Origin of the sequence: Staphylococcus sp. EG-SA-18 (assembly GCF_017151825.1) — a bacterium.
In the GTDB taxonomy this organism is placed as follows: Bacteria; Bacillota; Bacilli; order Staphylococcales; family Staphylococcaceae; genus Staphylococcus; species Staphylococcus aureus.
Genome location: NZ_JACYVY010000001.1, coordinates 40,023 through 58,061 on the forward strand (window position 1 = coordinate 40,023; position 18,039 = coordinate 58,061).

Here is an 18,039-nt window from a genome sequence, read left to right on the forward strand (position 1 = left end):
GTTGACTGAACGAAAATGCGCTTGTAACAAGCTTTTTTCAATTCTAGTCAACCTTGCCGGGGTGGGACGACGAAATAAATTTTGCGAAAATATCATTTCTGTCCCACTCCCAATGCAGTGTGAATGATGAGGTGAGAGTATTCAGTGTAAAAAGCAACAATAGATGATATTGTTTTGTATCAATTGCTTTTTTGCTATACTGAATCAATACTGATATTTTGAGGAGAAGATTAAAATGACCCGTAAATCAATCGCGATTGATATGGATGAAGTATTGGCAGATACATTAGGAGAAATCATTGATGCTGTCAATTTTAGAGCGGATTTAGGTATTAAAATGGAAGCTTTGAATGGTCAAAAACTTAAACATGTTATTCCTGAACATGATGGATTAATTACAGAAGTATTGAGAGAACCAGGCTTCTTCAGACATCTTAAAGTGATGCCGTATGCACAAGAAGTTGTGAAAAAATTAACTGAACATTATGATGTATATATTGCTACAGCAGCAATGGATGTACCAACATCATTTAGTGATAAATATGAATGGTTACTAGAGTTCTTTCCATTTTTAGATCCTCAGCATTTTGTTTTTTGTGGTAGAAAAAACATCGTTAAAGCTGATTATTTAATAGATGACAATCCTAGACAGCTTGAAATTTTTACTGGTACACCGATTATGTTTACAGCAGTGCATAATATTAATGATGATCGATTTGAACGCGTAAATAGCTGGAAAGATGTAGAACAGTATTTTTTAGATAATATTGAGAAATAAAAATATATCACTTGAAAAATTTCATGTAGTAAAGATGATGGATAGGCTATAAAGTAATTGTGACTTGGTTGAACTTTTATGTCTTAGACACTACAACACTATATTGGCAGTAGTTGACTGCGGGGCCCCAACATAAAGAAATTGGAACGCCAATTTCTACAGACAATGCAAGTTGGCGGGGCCCCAACATAGAGAAATTGGAACGCCAATTTCTACAGACAATGCAAGTTGGGGTGGGCCCCAACATAAAGAAATACTTTTTCTTTAGAAATTAGTATTTCTTATGCATGAGTGTAACTCATGCATTCATATTTTTAAGTACACATTAGCTGTGACTAATGATAAAGAATCGCTACATAATCAATCATTAGTCGTTCTTTATCATTTCCGTCCCGCTCTCAATAAATGTTAGTCTATCTTATTATTATAAATCGGATGAATGTGTTAATCTATGGCAGATTACACGTCATCCGATTTTTTATAGAATTTGAAAAAGACGCATAAACCACTATGATTTAAAATACAACATCAATCATTTTAGTGGCATGCGCCAAAATTATATGTCTGTTTTTGAAACAGGGTAATAGCTTAAAGCTAATAAAAACGAATATAAGGTGCGTTGAATCTTATGATTACACTCCAAACCTAATATAATATCGGGTTAAGATCATTCCGGATGCTTACAAATCATTGACAGTAAGTAACTGAATGGCATTTGGTATAACCTCAATATCAATAGGTGTTTCTAATGAAATTTCGCCATCAATATCAACTTTCATTGCTGGATCTGTTGTAAGTGAAATCTTTTTACCAGGTATATGCTCAATACCTTGAGTAATTTCATTCCAATTCATGCTATCACGCTTTTTAAAAATATCATTTAAAATACTGAAACTTTGTTCATTAAAAATGAAAGTGTTCAGTTCACCATCTTGAGGAGACAAATCAGTCAATGGTATACGACTACCACCAATGAATGGACCATTTGCTGTTAGTATCATGGTCGTTTCGCCAGAATATGTCTTATCATCTATTGATAATTGATAATTAAATTGTGTTGGATTTAGCAGTGTTTTGACAGTTGATCCAATATAACTCAATTTACCAAATATATCTTTTGAACCATCTTGTACGTTTTCAGCGTTTTGAACAATGAGACCTAAGCCAACAAAGTTGAGTGCATATTGATTATTTATTTTAATTACATCGTATTTACCAACTTGTGCAGAAATCATTTGTTCACTAGCTTGTTTATGATTAGGTGCTATATTTAGCGTTTTTGTAAAATCATTAAAAGTACCGCCTGGTAAAATGCCAATAGGGAGTTGAAGGTCATGTGTCATAACACCGTTTATAAGTTCGTTAACCGTGCCATCACCGCCAAGAATAAATAATATATCTACATCTTTTGCATAGTTTTTAGTTTTGATTTCTTGGCAATATTTAATAATGTCACCTTCGTTTTCACTCAATTGAATAGAAAGATGCTTACAAATTGAACTTAATGCTGTTGTAACTTCCCCAATACCTTGATTAATATTTTTTAATCCACTGTGTTCATGGTAAAAGAGGACACCATGTGTATATTTATTTTCCATAGTTTAGCCTACTTTCTAAAAATTGGTTCATTAAATATATATACCCACTTTTAATTGTTAATACCAAAAATATGTTTTAAATAGAGAAAATGGTAATAACTGACATTGATGTCTATAGAGTGGGACGAGAAAATATAGTTATAGCTGTCTATAACGAGCATATTAAGCTTTTATTTATACTGATATCTTGAATTTAATTAATAGAAACCTATAAAAAAACAGTAAGCCATTTAAATGACTTACTGTTTTTTGAATTAGGCCAACAATATTAACGTATACCTTTCATCGCTTTGATGATTAAAGGTGAGAATGCTAATACAATTGTTGTAACAATAATTGCAACAACACCTAGGAAAATAAAGTAATTTGTTTGACCTAGTGGTTCTATTAACTTAACTAAAGTACCATTGATTGCTTGTGCAGAAGCGTTAGTTAAGTACCAAATACTCATCATTTGGGCATTAAATGCTTTAGGTGCTAACTTAACAGCAGCACTATTACCCGTTGGTGATAAGCATAGCTCACCGATAACACAAATAATGTACGATAAAATAACCCAGTTAACTGAAAAGTTTGATGAACCTGATGCATAACCTACAATACCAATTAGTATGTATGACGCACCTGCTAAGAACGTACCAATTGCAAATTTTACTGGCAGGCTAGGTTGTTTAGTTCCAAGCTTTTGCCATAAAAGTGAAATAATTGGAGCTAGTAATAAAATAAATAATGGGTTAATTGATTGGAAGATCGCTTCACCAAAGTTTGTTTTCCAACCAAATAAGTTTAATTTCATATCTGAATGTTCAATTCCATATATGTTTAATACATTAGACCCTTGTTCTTGAATAGCCCAGAACACCATTCCAAGAATAAATAATGGAATAAATGCTTTAACACGAGAACGTTCAGTATCAGTGACATCTTTACTTCTAATAATTAAAGTGAAGTAAATGATTGGTAATGCAATACCTAATACTAAAACAGTATTACTAACTAAGTTAAATGATAATGAGTTAGTTAATGCACCAATAACGATAATTAATACAATTGCTAAAACAACACTTCCGATAATAAGACCATACTTTTTCTTTTCAGCTGGTGTCAATGGGTTAGTAGGTTTCATACCAACGCTACCTAAGTTTTTGCGGTTGAAAAGTACATACCATACTAAACCTAATGCCATACCAACTGCTGCAATCAAGAATCCGCCGTGGAAGTTTTTAACATTAACAAAGTGTTGCAAAATAATAGGTGATAATAATGCACCCATATTAACTGACATATAGAAAATAACAAAACCTGCATCCATACGTCTATCATTTTCAGGATATAAACGGCCAACGATATTTGAAATGTTTGGCTTCATTAAACCTGAACCAATAATGATGAAGAACATTGATGTGAATAAGCCGATTAATGCAAATGGTAAGCTTAAACAAATATGTCCGATAATAATAAAGACTGCACCTAATAAAGTAGCGCCTCTAGTACCTGTAATTCTGTCAGCAATCCATCCGCCTGGTATTGATGTCATATAGATTAATGAACCATAAACTGACATAATTGACATAGCTGTTGTTTTATCAATTCCAAGGCCATTATCTGTTACGGCAAAGTACATGTAGAAAATGAGTAGGGCACGCATGCCATAATAACTAAACCTTTCCCAGAACTCTACAAAGAAGAGTACGCCTAGTCCTCGAGGATGCCCGAAAAATCCTGTTTGAGGTATGTCTTGAATTTGATTTCCATGGGAGTTTTGTTGTGTCATGTATACATCCCATCCTTTCTTCCCCTAATACAATAGTTTAAGTAAATTTGATTGTGCCTTATCAACTAAATATTCCAACAAATCACAAAAAAATAAAAATATTGAGAATATTCTGTTATTAAGCGCGCACAATTAATTAGAGATAATATAAAAATATACTTATTGACGTTAAAGTGCAATAGGTTTCTATAAAAATGTTGTTTAATTCGTGTACTAATATTCTTTTGGTGTACTTTGGTATAAAATGTTATTTTAATGTAACCTATTATGTATGCTAAATGAAAAACACACCAATAAGTTAGGAAAATCAACTTATTGGTGTGTTTATTAAATGATACATTTAACGATTATCTATTTTTTCGGGATATAAATCATGATTCATCAAACGATGCTCAGCCATTTTTTCATATTTAGAATTTGGACGTCCATAGTTTGTATAAGGATCAATAGAAATTCCACCACGTGGTGTGAACTTGCCCCAGACTTCAATATAATGTGGGTCCATAAGCTCTATCAAATCATTCATAATAATATTCATACAATCTTCGTGAAAATCACCGTGATTTCTGAAACTAAATAAGTATAATTTCAAAGATTTTGATTCAACCATTTTAACATTTGGAATATATGAAATATAGATAGTTGCAAAATCTGGTTGCCCAGTAATTGGACATAATGATGTAAATTCTGGACAGTTGAATTTTACGAAATAGTCACGACCTTGATGCTTATTATCAAACGATTCTAATACATCAGGACGATAGTCAAAATTGTAAGTATTGTCTTGATTTCCTAATAAAGTTATATCTTGTAATTCATCTTGTTGACGGCCATGTGCCATATAAAGCGCTCCTTTAAATTTATTTTTTTATTATTTTGGCGTCTCGGCGTGCTTTTTCAAACATGTAATAACTTGCACCGATAATAACGACGTAACCTAATGTTGCATAGAAATCTGGAGATTCTCCGAATAGAATAAATCCAAGTATTGCTGTGAAAATTATAGATGCATACGTGAAAATAGAAATATCTTTTGCTGCTGCAAAACTATATGCTAATGTAACACCAATTTGACCCACAGCGGCAGCTAAGCCAGCCCCTAATAGATAAAGTATTTGCATCTGACTCATTGGTTCATAGGTATATGCAGTGAAAGGTATTAAAACGATGACAGAAAATAAGGAGAAGTAAAATACTATAGTATATGGTGCTTCTCTTGTACTAAGTGCTCGAACACATGTATATGCTGATGCTGCAAAAATACCTGAGAATAAGCCAGCTAATGATGGAATCATAGATGATGAAAATTCAGGTTTCACTATTAAAAGCATACCTAAAATAGCAATTATCATTGCTGTAATTTGATACTTCCTTACCTTTTCATGTAAGAAAACAATGCTTAATAAAATCGTCCAGAAAGGATTGAGTTTCATTAATGAATCGGCATCACTAAGTACCATATGATCAATGGCATAAATATTTAACAATACACCAATAAGTCCAAGTGTTGATCGTGTTATTAATAAGGGTTGACTTGAAAGTCTGCCAAACATTGGCTGATGGTATTTATATATAAAAAATAATGGAATAAACATTGCTACTAAGTTTCGTGCTAATGATTTTTGAAAAACAGGAAGGTCACCTGCAAGTCTGAAAAACACTGACATAAAACTGAAACCAATAGCCGAAATTAAAATGGCAATGATACCTTTTACTTTAGGATTCAATTTTATCGCCTCTTTTATATAAAATTAACGTATTTATATTAGCATAAAACAACATGTTGTGCATAAATAGTTGAAATTTACTATAAAAAGACTATAATAGACTGTACCGAACAAATGTTCTGTGTTTATTTGTCGGAATAATAGGGCATTACACTTTTATGAATGTTTGTGTTATTACATAAAACAAATATCAATTCAGTATCAAGCTAATAAGCTTTTTCTTGATTTCTGTTGATACAATTGAGATTGACACAGATTTAAAAAAATCAAGTGATATCTACTAAAAAATTTTTTTAAATTTGTTCAAGTTTTTCTAATTTAGTATTGGTGCCTAGTTGGAACGTTTTACGAACATTCGATTAGAAAATGGCACTTTAAATCATAGTGTGTCTTATGTATAATGAAACACATAATATAGTGTTGGTGAAACGAAAAAGACACAATATCTTGTGTTTTGTATGCAAATGCTTTATTTATGAAGAAATTACATTTAAAAGTAATTTAACACAGAAATTTAATAGTTATTATCAATTAATAGTCATATTTTTAGAAAATGTACTGAGCAAATGGAAGATATCCAATGATGTAAATACTACATATAGTGATTTTTATACATTCAACCCATATAAGCTACTATTTTCTCAAATATAAATCTATGCAATTGGTTTACATTTGAGAAAATAAGTAGCTTCATTATAGTTAATACAATGCTGAGATAACCATAGTAACCATGTTGTTAAAGCATTTTTTAATTGGAATGACTACTTTATTTAAAAGGGTTGAAGAAAGAAGGTGATCCAATGAAAATAATATATTTTTCATTTACTGGAAATGTCCGTCGTTTTATTAAGAGAACAGAACTTGAAAATACGCTTGAGATTACAGCAGAAAATTGTATGGAACCAGTTCATGAACCGTTTATTATCGTTACTGGCACTATTGGATTTGGAGAAGTACCAGAACCCGTTCAATCTTTTTTAGAAGTTAATCATCAATACATCAGAGGTGTGGCAGCTAGCGGTAATCGAAATTGGGGACTAAATTTCGCAAAAGCGGGTCGCACGATATCAGAAGAGTATAATGTCCCTTTATTAATGAAGTTTGAGTTACATGGAAAAAACAAAGACGTTATTGAATTTAAGAACAAGGTGGGTAATTTTAATGAAAACCATGGAAGAGAAAAAGTACAATCATATTGAATTAAATAATGAGGTCACTAAACGAAGAGAAGATGGATTCTTTAGTTTAGAAAAAGACCAAGAAGCTTTAGTAGCTTATTTAGAAGAAGTAAAAGACAAAACAATCTTCTTCGACACTGAAATCGAGCGTTTACGTTATTTAGTAGACAACGATTTTTATTTCAATGTGTTTGATATTTATAGTGAAGCGGATCTAATTGAAATCACTGATTATGCAAAATCAATCCCGTTTAATTTTGCAAGTTATATGTCAGCTAGTAAATTTTTCAAAGATTACGCTTTGAAAACAAATGATAAAAGTCAATACTTAGAAGACTATAATCAACACGTTGCCATTGTTGCTTTATACCTAGCAAATGGTAATAAAGCACAAGCTAAACAATTTATTTCTGCTATGGTTGAACAAAGATATCAACCAGCGACACCAACATTTTTAAACGCAGGCCGTGCGCGTCGTGGTGAGCTAGTGTCATGTTTCTTATTAGAAGTGGATGACAGCTTAAATTCAATTAACTTTATTGATTCAACTGCAAAACAATTAAGTAAAATTGGGGGCGGCGTTGCAATTAACTTATCTAAATTGCGTGCACGTGGTGAAGCAATTAAAGGAATTAAAGGCGTAGCGAAAGGCGTTTTACCTATTGCTAAGTCACTTGAAGGTGGCTTTAGCTATGCAGATCAACTTGGTCAACGCCCTGGTGCTGGTGCTGTGTACTTAAATATCTTCCATTATGATGTAGAAGAATTTTTAGATACTAAAAAAGTAAATGCGGATGAAGATTTACGTTTATCTACAATATCAACTGGTTTAATTGTTCCATCTAAATTCTTCGATTTAGCTAAAGAAGGTAAGGACTTTTATATGTTTGCACCTCATACAGTTAAAGAAGAATATGGTGTGACATTAGACGATATCGATTTAGAAAAATATTATGATGACATGGTTGCAAACCCAAATGTTGAGAAAAAGAAAAAGAATGCGCGTGAAATGTTGAATTTAATTGCGCAAACACAATTACAATCAGGTTATCCATATTTAATGTTTAAAGATAATGCTAACAGAGTGCATCCGAATTCAAACATTGGACAAATTAAAATGAGTAACTTATGTACGGAAATTTTCCAACTACAAGAAACTTCAATTATTAATGACTATGGTATTGAAGACGAAATTAAACGTGATATTTCTTGTAACTTGGGCTCATTAAATATTGTTAATGTAATGGAAAGCGGAAAATTCAGAGATTCAGTTCACTCTGGTATGGACGCATTAACTGTTGTGAGTGATGTAGCAAATATTCAAAATGCACCAGGAGTTAGAAAAGCTAACAGTGAATTACATTCAGTTGGTCTTGGTGTCATGAATTTACACGGTTACCTAGCAAAAAATAAAATTGGTTATGAGTCAGAAGAAGCAAAAGATTTTGCAAATATCTTCTTTATGATGATGAATTTCTACTCAATCGAACGTTCAATGGAAATCGCTAAAGAGCGTGGTATCAAATATCAAGACTTTGAAAAGTCTGATTATGCTAATGGCAAATATTTCGAGTTCTATACAACTCAAGAATTTGAACCTCAATTCGAAAAAGTACGTGAATTATTCGATGGTATGGCTATTCCTACTTCTGAGGATTGGAAGAAACTACAACAAGATGTTGAACAATATGGTTTATATCATGCATATAGATTAGCAATTGCTCCAACACAAAGTATTTCTTATGTTCAAAATGCAACAAGTTCTGTAATGCCAATCGTTGACCAAATTGAACGTCGTACTTATGGTAATGCGGAAACATTTTACCCTATGCCATTCTTATCACCACAAACAATGTGGTACTACAAATCAGCATTCAATACTGATCAGATGAAATTAATCGATTTAATTGCGACAATTCAAACGCATATTGACCAAGGTATCTCAACGATCCTTTATGTTAATTCTGAAATTTCTACACGTGAGTTAGCAAGATTATATGTATATGCGCACTATAAAGGATTAAAATCACTTTACTATACTAGAAATAAATTATTAAGTGTAGAAGAATGTACAAGTTGTTCTATCTAACAATTAAATGTTGAAAATGACAAACAGCTAATCATCTGGTCTGAATTAGCAGATGATTAGACTGCTATGTCTGTATTTGTCAATTATTGAGTAACATTACAGGAGGAAATTATATTCATGATAGCTGTTAATTGGAACACACAAGAAGATATGACGAATATGTTTTGGAGACAAAATATATCTCAAATGTGGGTTGAAACAGAATTTAAAGTATCAAAAGACATTGCAAGTTGGAAGACTTTATCTGAAGCTGAACAAGACACATTTAAAAAAGCATTAGCTGGTTTAACAGGCTTAGATACACATCAAGCAGATGATGGCATGCCTTTAGTTATGCTACATACGACTGACTTAAGGAAAAAAGCAGTTTATTCATTTATGGCGATGATGGAGCAAATACACGCGAAAAGCTATTCACATATTTTCACAACACTATTACCATCTAGTGAAACAAACTACCTATTAGATGAATGGGTTTTAGAGGAACCCCATTTAAAATATAAATCTGATAAAATTGTTGCTAATTATCACAAACTTTGGGGTAAAGAAGCTTCGATATACGACCAATATATGGCCAGAGTTACGAGTGTATTTTTAGAAACATTCTTATTCTTCTCAGGTTTCTATTATCCACTATATCTTGCTGGTCAAGGGAAAATGACGACATCAGGTGAAATCATTCGTAAAATTCTTTTAGATGAATCTATTCATGGTGTATTTACCGGTTTAGATGCACAGCATTTACGAAATGAACTATCTGAAAGTGAGAAACAAAAAGCAGATCAAGAAATGTATAAATTGCTAAATGACTTGTATTTAAATGAAGAGTCATACACAAAAATGTTATACGATGATCTTGGAATCACTGAAGATGTGCTAAACTATGTTAAATATAATGGAAACAAAGCACTTTCAAACTTAGGCTTTGAACCTTATTTTGAGGAACGTGAATTTAACCCAATCATTGAGAATGCCTTAGATACAACAACTAAAAACCATGACTTCTTCTCAGTAAAAGGTGATGGTTATGTATTAGCATTAAACGTAGAAGCATTACAAGATGATGACTTTGTATTTGACAACAAATAACAATTAAATTAAAAGACCTTCACATGTAAAGGGAAATAGCGATTCGTTTCGTCTTGTCTCCTACATGTTGAAGGTCTTTTTTTATGTGTATCTAACTCATTATGAGTCTGAGTAAGAAATCAATGCTCTAAGATGTACAATGTTATTTATATTGGCAGTAGTTGGCGGGGCCCCAACACAGAAGCAGGCGGAAAGTCAGCTAACAATATTGTGCAAGTTGGCGGGGCCCCAACATAGAAGCAGACGGAAAGTCAGCTAACAATAATGTGCAAGTTGGCGGGGCCCCAACATAAAAGCAGGCGGAAAGTCAGCTAACAATATTGTGCAAGTTCGGGCGGGGCCCCAACATAAAGAAAAACTTTTTCCTTTAGAAATTATCACTTCCACATGAGTTTTACTCATGTATTCCTATTTTTAAGTACACATTAGCTGAGGCTAATGTTAAGAACCACTACATAATCAATCATTAGTAGTTTTTATCATTTCCACTATTCCCAGACATCAAAATCTTAAGTGTTCTATTTTACTTTAAGCAAACAAAATACACATTCCGAAAAATTAAATTTCAGTTTAATTGCAAATATCAATAAAATTGACACTAAATTATTTGAAAGGCTATTGAAATTATGGTCAAAAAACGCTACTATTAATGAGAAATATTATCAATGATAATGATTATCATTGATTTAAAGGGAGAAAAATTTGTAATGAAGTATTTATTAAAGGGAAATATTTTGCTTCTATTACTAATATTGTTGACAATTATTTCGTTGTTCATAGGTGTGAGTGAACTATCAATTAAAGATTTACTACATTTAACTGAGTCACAGCGGAATATTTTATTCTCAAGCCGAATACCAAGGACGATGAGTATTTTAATTGCTGGAAGTTCGTTGGCTTTAGCAGGCTTGATAATGCAACAAATGATGCAAAATAAGTTTGTTAGTCCGACTACAGCTGGAACGATGGAATGGGCTAAACTAGGTATTTTAATTGCTTTATTGTTCTTTCCAACCGGTCATATTTTATTAAAACTAGTATTTGCTGTTATTTGCAGTATTTGCGGTACGTTTTTATTTGTTAAAATCATTGATTTTATAAAAGTGAAAGATGTCATTTTTGTACCGCTTCTAGGAATTATGATGGGTGGGATTGTTGCAAGTTTCACAACCTTCATCTCATTGCGCACGAATGCTGTTCAAAGCATTGGTAACTGGCTTAACGGGAACTTTGCCATTATCACAAGTGGACGCTATGAAATTTTATATTTAAGTATTCCTCTTTTAGCATTGACATATCTTTTTGCTAATCATTTCACGATTGTAGGAATGGGTAAAGACTTTACTAATAATTTAGGTTTGAGTTACGAAAAATTAATTAACATCGCATTGTTTATTACTGCAACTATTACAGCATTGGTAGTGGTGACTGTTGGAACATTACCGTTCTTAGGACTAGTAATACCAAATATTATTTCAATTTATCGAGGTGATCATTTGAAAAATGCTATCCCTCATACGATGATGTTAGGTGCCATCTTTGTATTATTTTCTGATATAGTTGGCAGAATTGTTGTTTATCCATATGAAATAAATATTGGTTTAACAATAGGTGTATTTGGAACAATCATTTTCCTTATCTTGCTTATGAAAGGTAGGAAAAATTATGCGCAACAATAATAAAAAAATAATGCTTTTAATTGCAGTAACGTTATTAATTAGTATGCTGTACTTATTTGTAGGTATTGATTTTGAAATATTTGAATATCAATTTTCAAGTCGTTTAAGAAAGTTCATATTAATTATTTTAGTAGGTGCTGCCATTGCAACTTCAGTGGTGATTTTTCAAGCGATTACAAATAACCGTCTATTGACACCATCAATAATGGGGTTAGATGCAGTTTATTTATTTATCAAAGTATTGCCAGTCTTTTTATTTGGAATTCAATCGGTATGGGTTACTAATGTATATTTGAACTTTATATTAACACTTATAACGATGGTGTTATTCGCACTAATCCTATTCCAAGGTATCTTTAAAATTGGACATTTTTCAATTTATTTTATCTTACTTATTGGTGTCCTTTTAGGAACATTTTTTAGAAGCATAACAGGTTTTATTCAACTGATTATGGATCCTGAGTCATTTTTAGCAATACAAAGTAGTATGTTTGCTAATTTTAATGCTTCTAATTCGAATTTAGTTATTTTCTCAGCAGTGCTATTAGTAATCTTATTAGTCATTACAATTTTACTATTGCCTTATTTAGATGTATTGCTTTTAGGTCGTGCTGAAGCAATTAATCTTGGGATATCGTATGAAAAATTAACGCGAATTCTACTTGTAATAGTCTCAGTTTTAGTTTCTGTGTCAACTGCATTAGTAGGACCAATTACATTTTTAGGTTTATTAACTGTAAATCTAGCGCATGAACTAATGAAGACGTATGAACATAAGTATATTTTAATTGCGACAATTTGCTTGAGTTGGATTAGTTTATTTAGTGCGCAATGGGTAGTTGAAAATGTGTTTGAAGCTACGACAGAAATGAGTATACTTATTGATTTGATTGGTGGAAGTTATTTCATTTATCTATTAGTTAGAAGGAGAAATGCGCAATGATTCAAGTTGAAAATTTAACTAAAACTATAAATAATCAAATGATATTGGAAGATATTAGCATAGATATCGAAAAAGGTAAATTGACTTCTTTAATTGGACCTAATGGTGCGGGTAAGAGTACTTTACTTTCAGCGATATGTAGGTTAATTCGTTTTGATAACGGTGAAGTGAAAATAGATGGACAGCTCATGTCTGATTATAAAAATAATGACTTGTCGAAAAAAATATCTATATTAAAACAAACAAACCATACTGAAATGAATATTACGGTAGAGCAGTTGGTAAACTTTGGACGATTCCCTTATTCTAAAGGTCGTTTGACGAAAGAGGATCATGATATTGTCAATGATGCGCTAGATTTGTTGCAACTACAAGATATCAGAAATCGTAATATTAAGTCATTATCTGGTGGACAACGTCAGCGTGCATACATTGCAATGACAATAGCACAAGATACTGAATATATTTTGCTAGATGAACCATTAAATAATTTAGATATGAAGCATGCTGTTCAAATTATGCAAACGTTAAAAATGTTAGCGCATAAAATGAATAAAGCGATTGTCATTGTGTTACATGATATTAACTTTGCGTCCTGTTATTCAGATCAGATTGTAGCATTGAAAAACGGACAACTAGTTAAGTCAGATTTGAAAGATAATGTCATTCAAAGTAGTGTTTTAAGTGATTTATATGACATGAATATTCAAATTGAACATATAAGAAATCAAAGGATTTGTTTATATTTTAAGGATTGATAATTTGGAGACACTTTAAAGGGGTGATGCGCCAATTAAAGAAGGGTTAAACGTAAAGCATTTATTTATATTTCACATCAAGCACACAGATTAAGCCAAAAGAGGAGAATATTATATTATGAAGAAAACAGTCTTATATTTAGTATTAGCAGTAATGTTTTTATTAGCGGCATGCGGTAACAATTCTGATAAAGAACAATCAAAATCAGAAACTAAAGGTTCTAAAGATACAGTAAAAATTGAAAATAACTATAAAATGCGTGGCGAGAAAAAAGATGGTAGTGACGCTAAAAAAGTTAAAGAAACTGTTGAAGTACCAAAAAATCCTAAAAATGCAGTTGTGTTAGACTATGGCGCATTAGATGTAATGAAAGAAATGGGCTTATCAGATAAAGTAAAAGCATTACCTAAAGGGGAAGGCGGTAAGTCATTACCGAATTTCTTAGAATCATTTAAAGATGATAAATATACAAACGTTGGTAATTTAAAAGAAGTGAATTTTGATAAAATTGCTGCGACGAAACCCGAAGTAATCTTTATCTCTGGACGTACAGCTAATCAAAAGAATTTAGATGAATTCAAAAAAGCTGCACCTAAAGCGAAAATTGTTTATGTTGGTGCAGATGAAAAGAACTTAATTGGTTCAATGAAACAAAACACTGAAAATATCGGTAAAATTTACGATAAAGAAGATAAAGCTAAAGAATTAAATAAAGATTTAGATAACAAAATTGCTTCAATGAAAGATAAAACGAAAAACTTCAATAAAACTGTTATGTATTTACTAGTTAACGAAGGTGAATTATCAACATTTGGACCTAAAGGTCGTTTTGGTGGATTAGTTTACGATACATTAGGATTCAATGCAGTTGATAAAAAAGTAAGTAATAGCAATCATGGACAAAATGTTTCTAACGAATATGTTAATAAAGAAAATCCAGATGTTATTTTAGTGATGGATAGAGGTCAAGCGATAAGTGGTAAATCAACTGCGAAACAAGCATTAAATAATCCTGTATTAAAAAATGTTAAAGCAATTAAAGAAGACAAAGTATATAATTTAGATCCTAAATTATGGTACTTTGCAGCTGGATCAACTACAACTACAATTAAACAAATTGAGGAACTTGATAAAGTTGTAAAATAATTTTAAAAGAGGGGAACAATGGTTAAAGGTCTTAATCATTGCTCCCCTCTTTTCTTTAAAAAAGGAAATCTGGGACGTCAATCAATGTCCTAGACTCTAAAATGTTCTGTTGTCAGTCGTTGGTTGAATGAACATGTACTTGTAACAAGTTCATTTCAATACCAGTGGACTCCAAACATAGAGAAATTTGATTTTCAATTTCTACTGACAATGCAAGTTGGCGGGGCCCAAACATAGAGAATTTCAAAAAGGAATTCTACAGAAGTGGTGCTTTATCATGTCTGACCCACTCCCTATAATGTTTTGACTATGTTGTTTAAATTTCAAAATAAATATGATAGTGATATTTACAGCGATTGTTAAACCGAGATTGGCAATTTGGACAACGCTCTACCATCATATATTCATTGATTGTTAATTCGTGTTTGCATACACCGCATAAGATTGCTTTTTCGTTAAATGAAGGCTCAGACCAACGCTTAATGGCGTGCTTTTCAAACTCATTATGGCACTTATAGCATGGATAGTATTTATTACAACATTTAAATTTAATAGCAATAATATCTTCTTCGGTAAAATAATGGCGACAGCGTGTTTCAGTATCGATTAATGAACCATAAACTTTAGGCATAGACAAAGCTCCTTAACTTACGATTCCTTTGGATGTTCACCAATAATGCGAACTTCACGATTTAATTCAATGCCAAATTTTTCTTTGACGGTCTTTTGTACATAATGAATAAGGTTTTCATAATCTGTAGCAGTTCCATTGTCTACATTTACCATAAAACCAGCGTGTTTAGTTGAAACTTCAACGCCGCCAATACGGTGACCTTGCAAATTAGAATCTTGTATCAATTTACCTGCAAAATGACCAGGCGGTCTTTGGAATACACTACCACATGAAGGATACTCTAAAGGTTGTTTAGATTCTCTACGTTCTGTTAAATCATCCATTTTAGCTTGTATTTCAGTCATTTTACCAGGAGCTAAAGTAAATGCAGCTTCTAATACAACTAAGTGTTCTTTTTGAATAATGCTATTACGATAATCTAACTCTAATTCTTTTGTTGTAAGTTTAATTAACGAGCCTTGTTCGTTTACGCAAAGCGCATAGTCTATACAATCTTTAACTTCGCCACCATAAGCGCCAGCATTCATATACACTGCACCACCGATTGAACCTGGAATACCACATGCAAATTCAAGGCCAGTAAGTGCGTAATCACGAGCAACACGTGAGACATCAATAATTGCAGCGCCGCTACCGGCTATTATCGCATCATCAGATACTTCGATATGATCTAGTGATAATAAACTAATTACAATGCCACGAATACCACCTTCACGGATAATAATATTTGAGCCATTTCCTAAATATGTAACAGGAATCTCATTTTGATAGGCATATTTAACAACTGCTTGTACTTCTTCATTTTTAGTAGGGGTAATATAAAAGTCGGCATTACCACCTGTTTTAGTATAAGTGTATCGTTTTAAAGGTTCATCAACTTTAATTTTTTCATTTGGGATAAGTTGTTGTAAAGCTTGATAGATGTCTTTATTTATCACTTCTCAGTACATCCTTTCTCATGTCTTTAATATCATATAGTATTATACCAATTTTAAAATTCATTTGCGAAAATTGAAAAGAAAGTATTAGAATTAGTATAATTATAAAATACGGAATTATTGTCGTTATAAGTATTTTTTACATAGTTTTTCAAAGTATTGTTGCTTTTGCATCTCATATTGTCTAATTGTTAAGCTATGTTGCAATATTTGGTGCTTTTTTGTATGGAATTGCAAAGCAATATCATCATTAGTTGATAAGAGGTAATCAAGTGCAAGATAAGATTCAAATGTTTGGGTATTCATTTGAATGATATGTAGACGCACCTGTTGTTTTAGTTCATGAAAATTGTTAAACTTCGCCATCATAACTTTCTTATTATATTTATGATGCAAGCGATAAAACCCTACATAATTTAAGCGTTTTTCATCTAAGGATGTAATATCATGCAAATTTTCTACACCTACTAAAATATCTAAAATTGGCTCTGTTGAATATTTAAAATGATGCGTACCGCCAATATGTTTTGTATATTTTACTGGGCTGTCTAAGAGGTTGAATAATAATGATTCAATTTCAGTGTATTGTGATTGAAAACAATTAGTTAAATCACTATTAATGAATGGTTGAACATTTGAATACATGATAAACTCCTTTGATATTGAAATTTAATTTAATCACGATAAAGTCTGGAATACTATAACATAATTCATTTTCATAATAAACATGTTTTTGTATAATGAATCTGTTAAGGAGTGCAATCATGAAAAAAATTGTTATTATCGCTGTTTTAGCGATTTTATTTGTAGTAATAAGTGCTTGTGGTAATAAAGAAAAAGAGGCACAACATCAATTTACTAAGCAATTTAAAGATGTTGAGCAAAAACAAAAAGAATTACAACATGTCATGGATAATATACATTTGAAAGAAATTGATCATCTAAGTAAAACTGATACAACTGATAAAAATAGTAAAGAATTTAAGGCACTACAAGAAGATGTTAAAAACCATCTCATACCTAAATTTGAAGCATATTATAAGTCAGCAAAAAATTTGCCTGATGATACAATGAAAGTTAAGAAATTAAAAAAAGAATATATGACGCTTGCAAATGAGAAGAAGGATGCGATATATCAATTAAAAAAATTCATAGGTTTATGTAATCAATCTATCAAGTATAACGAAGACATTTTAGATTATACGAAACAATTTGAAAAAAATAGATACAAAGTTGAATCAGAAATTAAATTAGCTGATAATAAAAGTGAAGCAACTAATCTTACGACAAAATTAGAACATAATAATAAAGCGTTAAGAGATACTGCGAAGAAGAACCTAGATGATAGTAAAGAAAATGAAGTAAAAGGCGCGATTAAAAATCACATTATGCCAATGATTGAAAAGCAAATTACCGATATTAACCAAACTAATATTAGTGATAAGCATGTTAATAATGCAAGGAAAAACGCAATAGAAATGTATTACAGTCTGCAGAACTATTATAATACACGTATTGAAACAATAAAGGTTAGTGAGAAGTTATCAAAAGTCGATGTAGATAAGTTGCCGAAAAAGGGTATAGATATAACTCACGGCGATAAAGCCTTTGAAAAAAAGCTTGAAAAATTAGAAGAAAAATAACTATAATCATTTTTCAAAGTTAAAAATTTTGAATTTATGGTTAACATGTCAACTTACTATGTGT

At 31.6% G+C, this 18,039-nt stretch carries 19 protein-coding genes; 11 read left to right on the top strand and 8 right to left on the bottom strand.

What is annotated here, in order from left to right; translation table 11 throughout:
• Positions 1-235: 235 nt before the first annotated feature.
• Positions 236-778, top strand: coding sequence for a 5' nucleotidase, NT5C type (locus IDG66_RS00195; RefSeq protein ID WP_000197271.1), 543 nt, complete (start codon positions 236-238; stop codon positions 776-778).
• A 680-nt stretch (positions 779-1,458) separates the two neighbouring features.
• Here IDG66_RS00195 and IDG66_RS00200 read toward each other — a convergent pair.
• The gene (locus IDG66_RS00200; protein WP_000429008.1) at positions 1,459-2,376 is read right to left on the bottom strand and encodes a diacylglycerol/lipid kinase family protein; all 918 of its coding nucleotides are present in this window, start codon (positions 2,374-2,376) and stop codon (positions 1,459-1,461) included.
• Positions 2,377-2,465: 89 nt separating this feature from the next.
• On the opposite strand from IDG66_RS00200, the gene IDG66_RS00205 reads away from it, so the two are divergent.
• Entirely contained in the window at positions 2,466-2,567 is a 102-nt protein-coding gene (locus IDG66_RS00205) for a hypothetical protein (protein ID WP_031760357.1), read from the top strand.
• A 77-nt stretch (positions 2,568-2,644) separates the two neighbouring features.
• On the opposite strand, the gene IDG66_RS00210 is transcribed toward IDG66_RS00205, so the two are convergent.
• From IDG66_RS00210 to IDG66_RS00220, 4 genes are all read right to left on the bottom strand, one after another.
• A complete protein-coding gene (locus tag IDG66_RS00210) occupies positions 2,645-4,150 on the bottom strand; it encodes a peptide MFS transporter (RefSeq protein WP_000193751.1) in 1,506 nt (501 codons plus the stop codon).
• Between the two features lie 65 nt (positions 4,151-4,215).
• A complete protein-coding gene (locus IDG66_RS14100) occupies positions 4,216-4,461 on the bottom strand; it encodes a hypothetical protein (protein WP_001788366.1) in 246 nt (81 codons plus the stop codon).
• 29 nt (positions 4,462-4,490) lie between these two features.
• Complete coding sequence (gene queF, locus IDG66_RS00215; RefSeq protein WP_000930014.1) at positions 4,491-4,991, bottom strand: preQ(1) synthase; 501 nt, start codon at positions 4,989-4,991, stop codon at positions 4,491-4,493.
• Positions 4,992-5,010: 19 nt separating this feature from the next.
• Entirely contained in the window at positions 5,011-5,877 is an 867-nt protein-coding gene (locus tag IDG66_RS00220; protein WP_001068497.1) for a DMT family transporter, read from the bottom strand.
• Positions 5,878-6,677: 800 nt separating this feature from the next.
• Here IDG66_RS00220 and nrdI point away from each other — a divergent pair.
• From nrdI to IDG66_RS00260, 8 genes are all read left to right on the top strand, one after another.
• A complete protein-coding gene (gene nrdI / locus IDG66_RS00225; RefSeq protein ID WP_000692521.1) occupies positions 6,678-7,076 on the top strand; it encodes a class Ib ribonucleoside-diphosphate reductase assembly flavoprotein NrdI in 399 nt (132 codons plus the stop codon).
• On the top strand, positions 7,039-9,144 hold the full coding sequence (gene nrdE / locus IDG66_RS00230; protein WP_000855505.1) for a class 1b ribonucleoside-diphosphate reductase subunit alpha: 2,106 nt from the start codon (positions 7,039-7,041) through the stop codon (positions 9,142-9,144). Before nrdI ends, nrdE begins: the two co-directional genes overlap by 38 nt.
• Before the next feature lie 117 nt (positions 9,145-9,261).
• Positions 9,262-10,233, top strand: coding sequence for a class 1b ribonucleoside-diphosphate reductase subunit beta (gene nrdF, locus IDG66_RS00235; protein ID WP_000562498.1), 972 nt, complete (start codon positions 9,262-9,264; stop codon positions 10,231-10,233).
• A gap of 513 nt (positions 10,234-10,746) precedes the next feature.
• Positions 10,747-10,902: a hypothetical protein gene (locus IDG66_RS00240; RefSeq protein WP_000499195.1), complete on the top strand. Its 156-nt coding sequence runs from the start codon at positions 10,747-10,749 to the stop codon at positions 10,900-10,902.
• 38 nt (positions 10,903-10,940) lie between these two features.
• A complete protein-coding gene (locus IDG66_RS00245) occupies positions 10,941-11,912 on the top strand; it encodes an ABC transporter permease (protein ID WP_000876318.1) in 972 nt (323 codons plus the stop codon).
• Entirely contained in the window at positions 11,899-12,855 is a 957-nt protein-coding gene (locus IDG66_RS00250) for an iron chelate uptake ABC transporter family permease subunit (protein WP_001245573.1), read from the top strand. The genes IDG66_RS00245 and IDG66_RS00250 overlap by 14 nt, the downstream gene beginning before the upstream one ends.
• Positions 12,852-13,613 (top strand): iron ABC transporter ATP-binding protein, encoded by a 762-nt coding sequence (locus IDG66_RS00255; protein WP_000616840.1) that lies wholly within the window; start codon positions 12,852-12,854, stop codon positions 13,611-13,613. Before IDG66_RS00250 ends, IDG66_RS00255 begins: the two co-directional genes overlap by 4 nt.
• Positions 13,614-13,731: 118 nt before the next feature.
• Entirely contained in the window at positions 13,732-14,760 is a 1,029-nt protein-coding gene (locus IDG66_RS00260; RefSeq protein WP_103143689.1) for a ferrated catecholamine ABC transporter substrate-binding lipoprotein SstD, read from the top strand.
• A 316-nt stretch (positions 14,761-15,076) separates the two neighbouring features.
• On the opposite strand, the gene IDG66_RS00265 is transcribed toward IDG66_RS00260, so the two are convergent.
• From IDG66_RS00265 to IDG66_RS00275, 3 genes are all read right to left on the bottom strand, one after another.
• Entirely contained in the window at positions 15,077-15,391 is a 315-nt protein-coding gene (locus IDG66_RS00265) for a CHY zinc finger protein (protein ID WP_001127269.1), read from the bottom strand.
• A 17-nt stretch (positions 15,392-15,408) separates the two neighbouring features.
• Positions 15,409-16,332: a UDP-N-acetylmuramate dehydrogenase gene (gene murB / locus IDG66_RS00270; RefSeq protein ID WP_000608440.1), complete on the bottom strand. Its 924-nt coding sequence runs from the start codon at positions 16,330-16,332 to the stop codon at positions 15,409-15,411.
• 126 nt (positions 16,333-16,458) lie between these two features.
• The gene (locus IDG66_RS00275) at positions 16,459-16,977 is read right to left on the bottom strand and encodes a GrpB family protein (RefSeq protein WP_000287200.1); all 519 of its coding nucleotides are present in this window, start codon (positions 16,975-16,977) and stop codon (positions 16,459-16,461) included.
• A 119-nt stretch (positions 16,978-17,096) separates the two neighbouring features.
• On the opposite strand from IDG66_RS00275, the gene IDG66_RS00280 reads away from it, so the two are divergent.
• Positions 17,097-17,975, top strand: a complete 879-nt coding sequence (locus IDG66_RS00280) for an EMYY motif lipoprotein (RefSeq protein ID WP_000724887.1) — start codon at positions 17,097-17,099, stop codon at positions 17,973-17,975.
• The last annotated feature ends 64 nt before the right edge of the window (positions 17,976-18,039 follow it).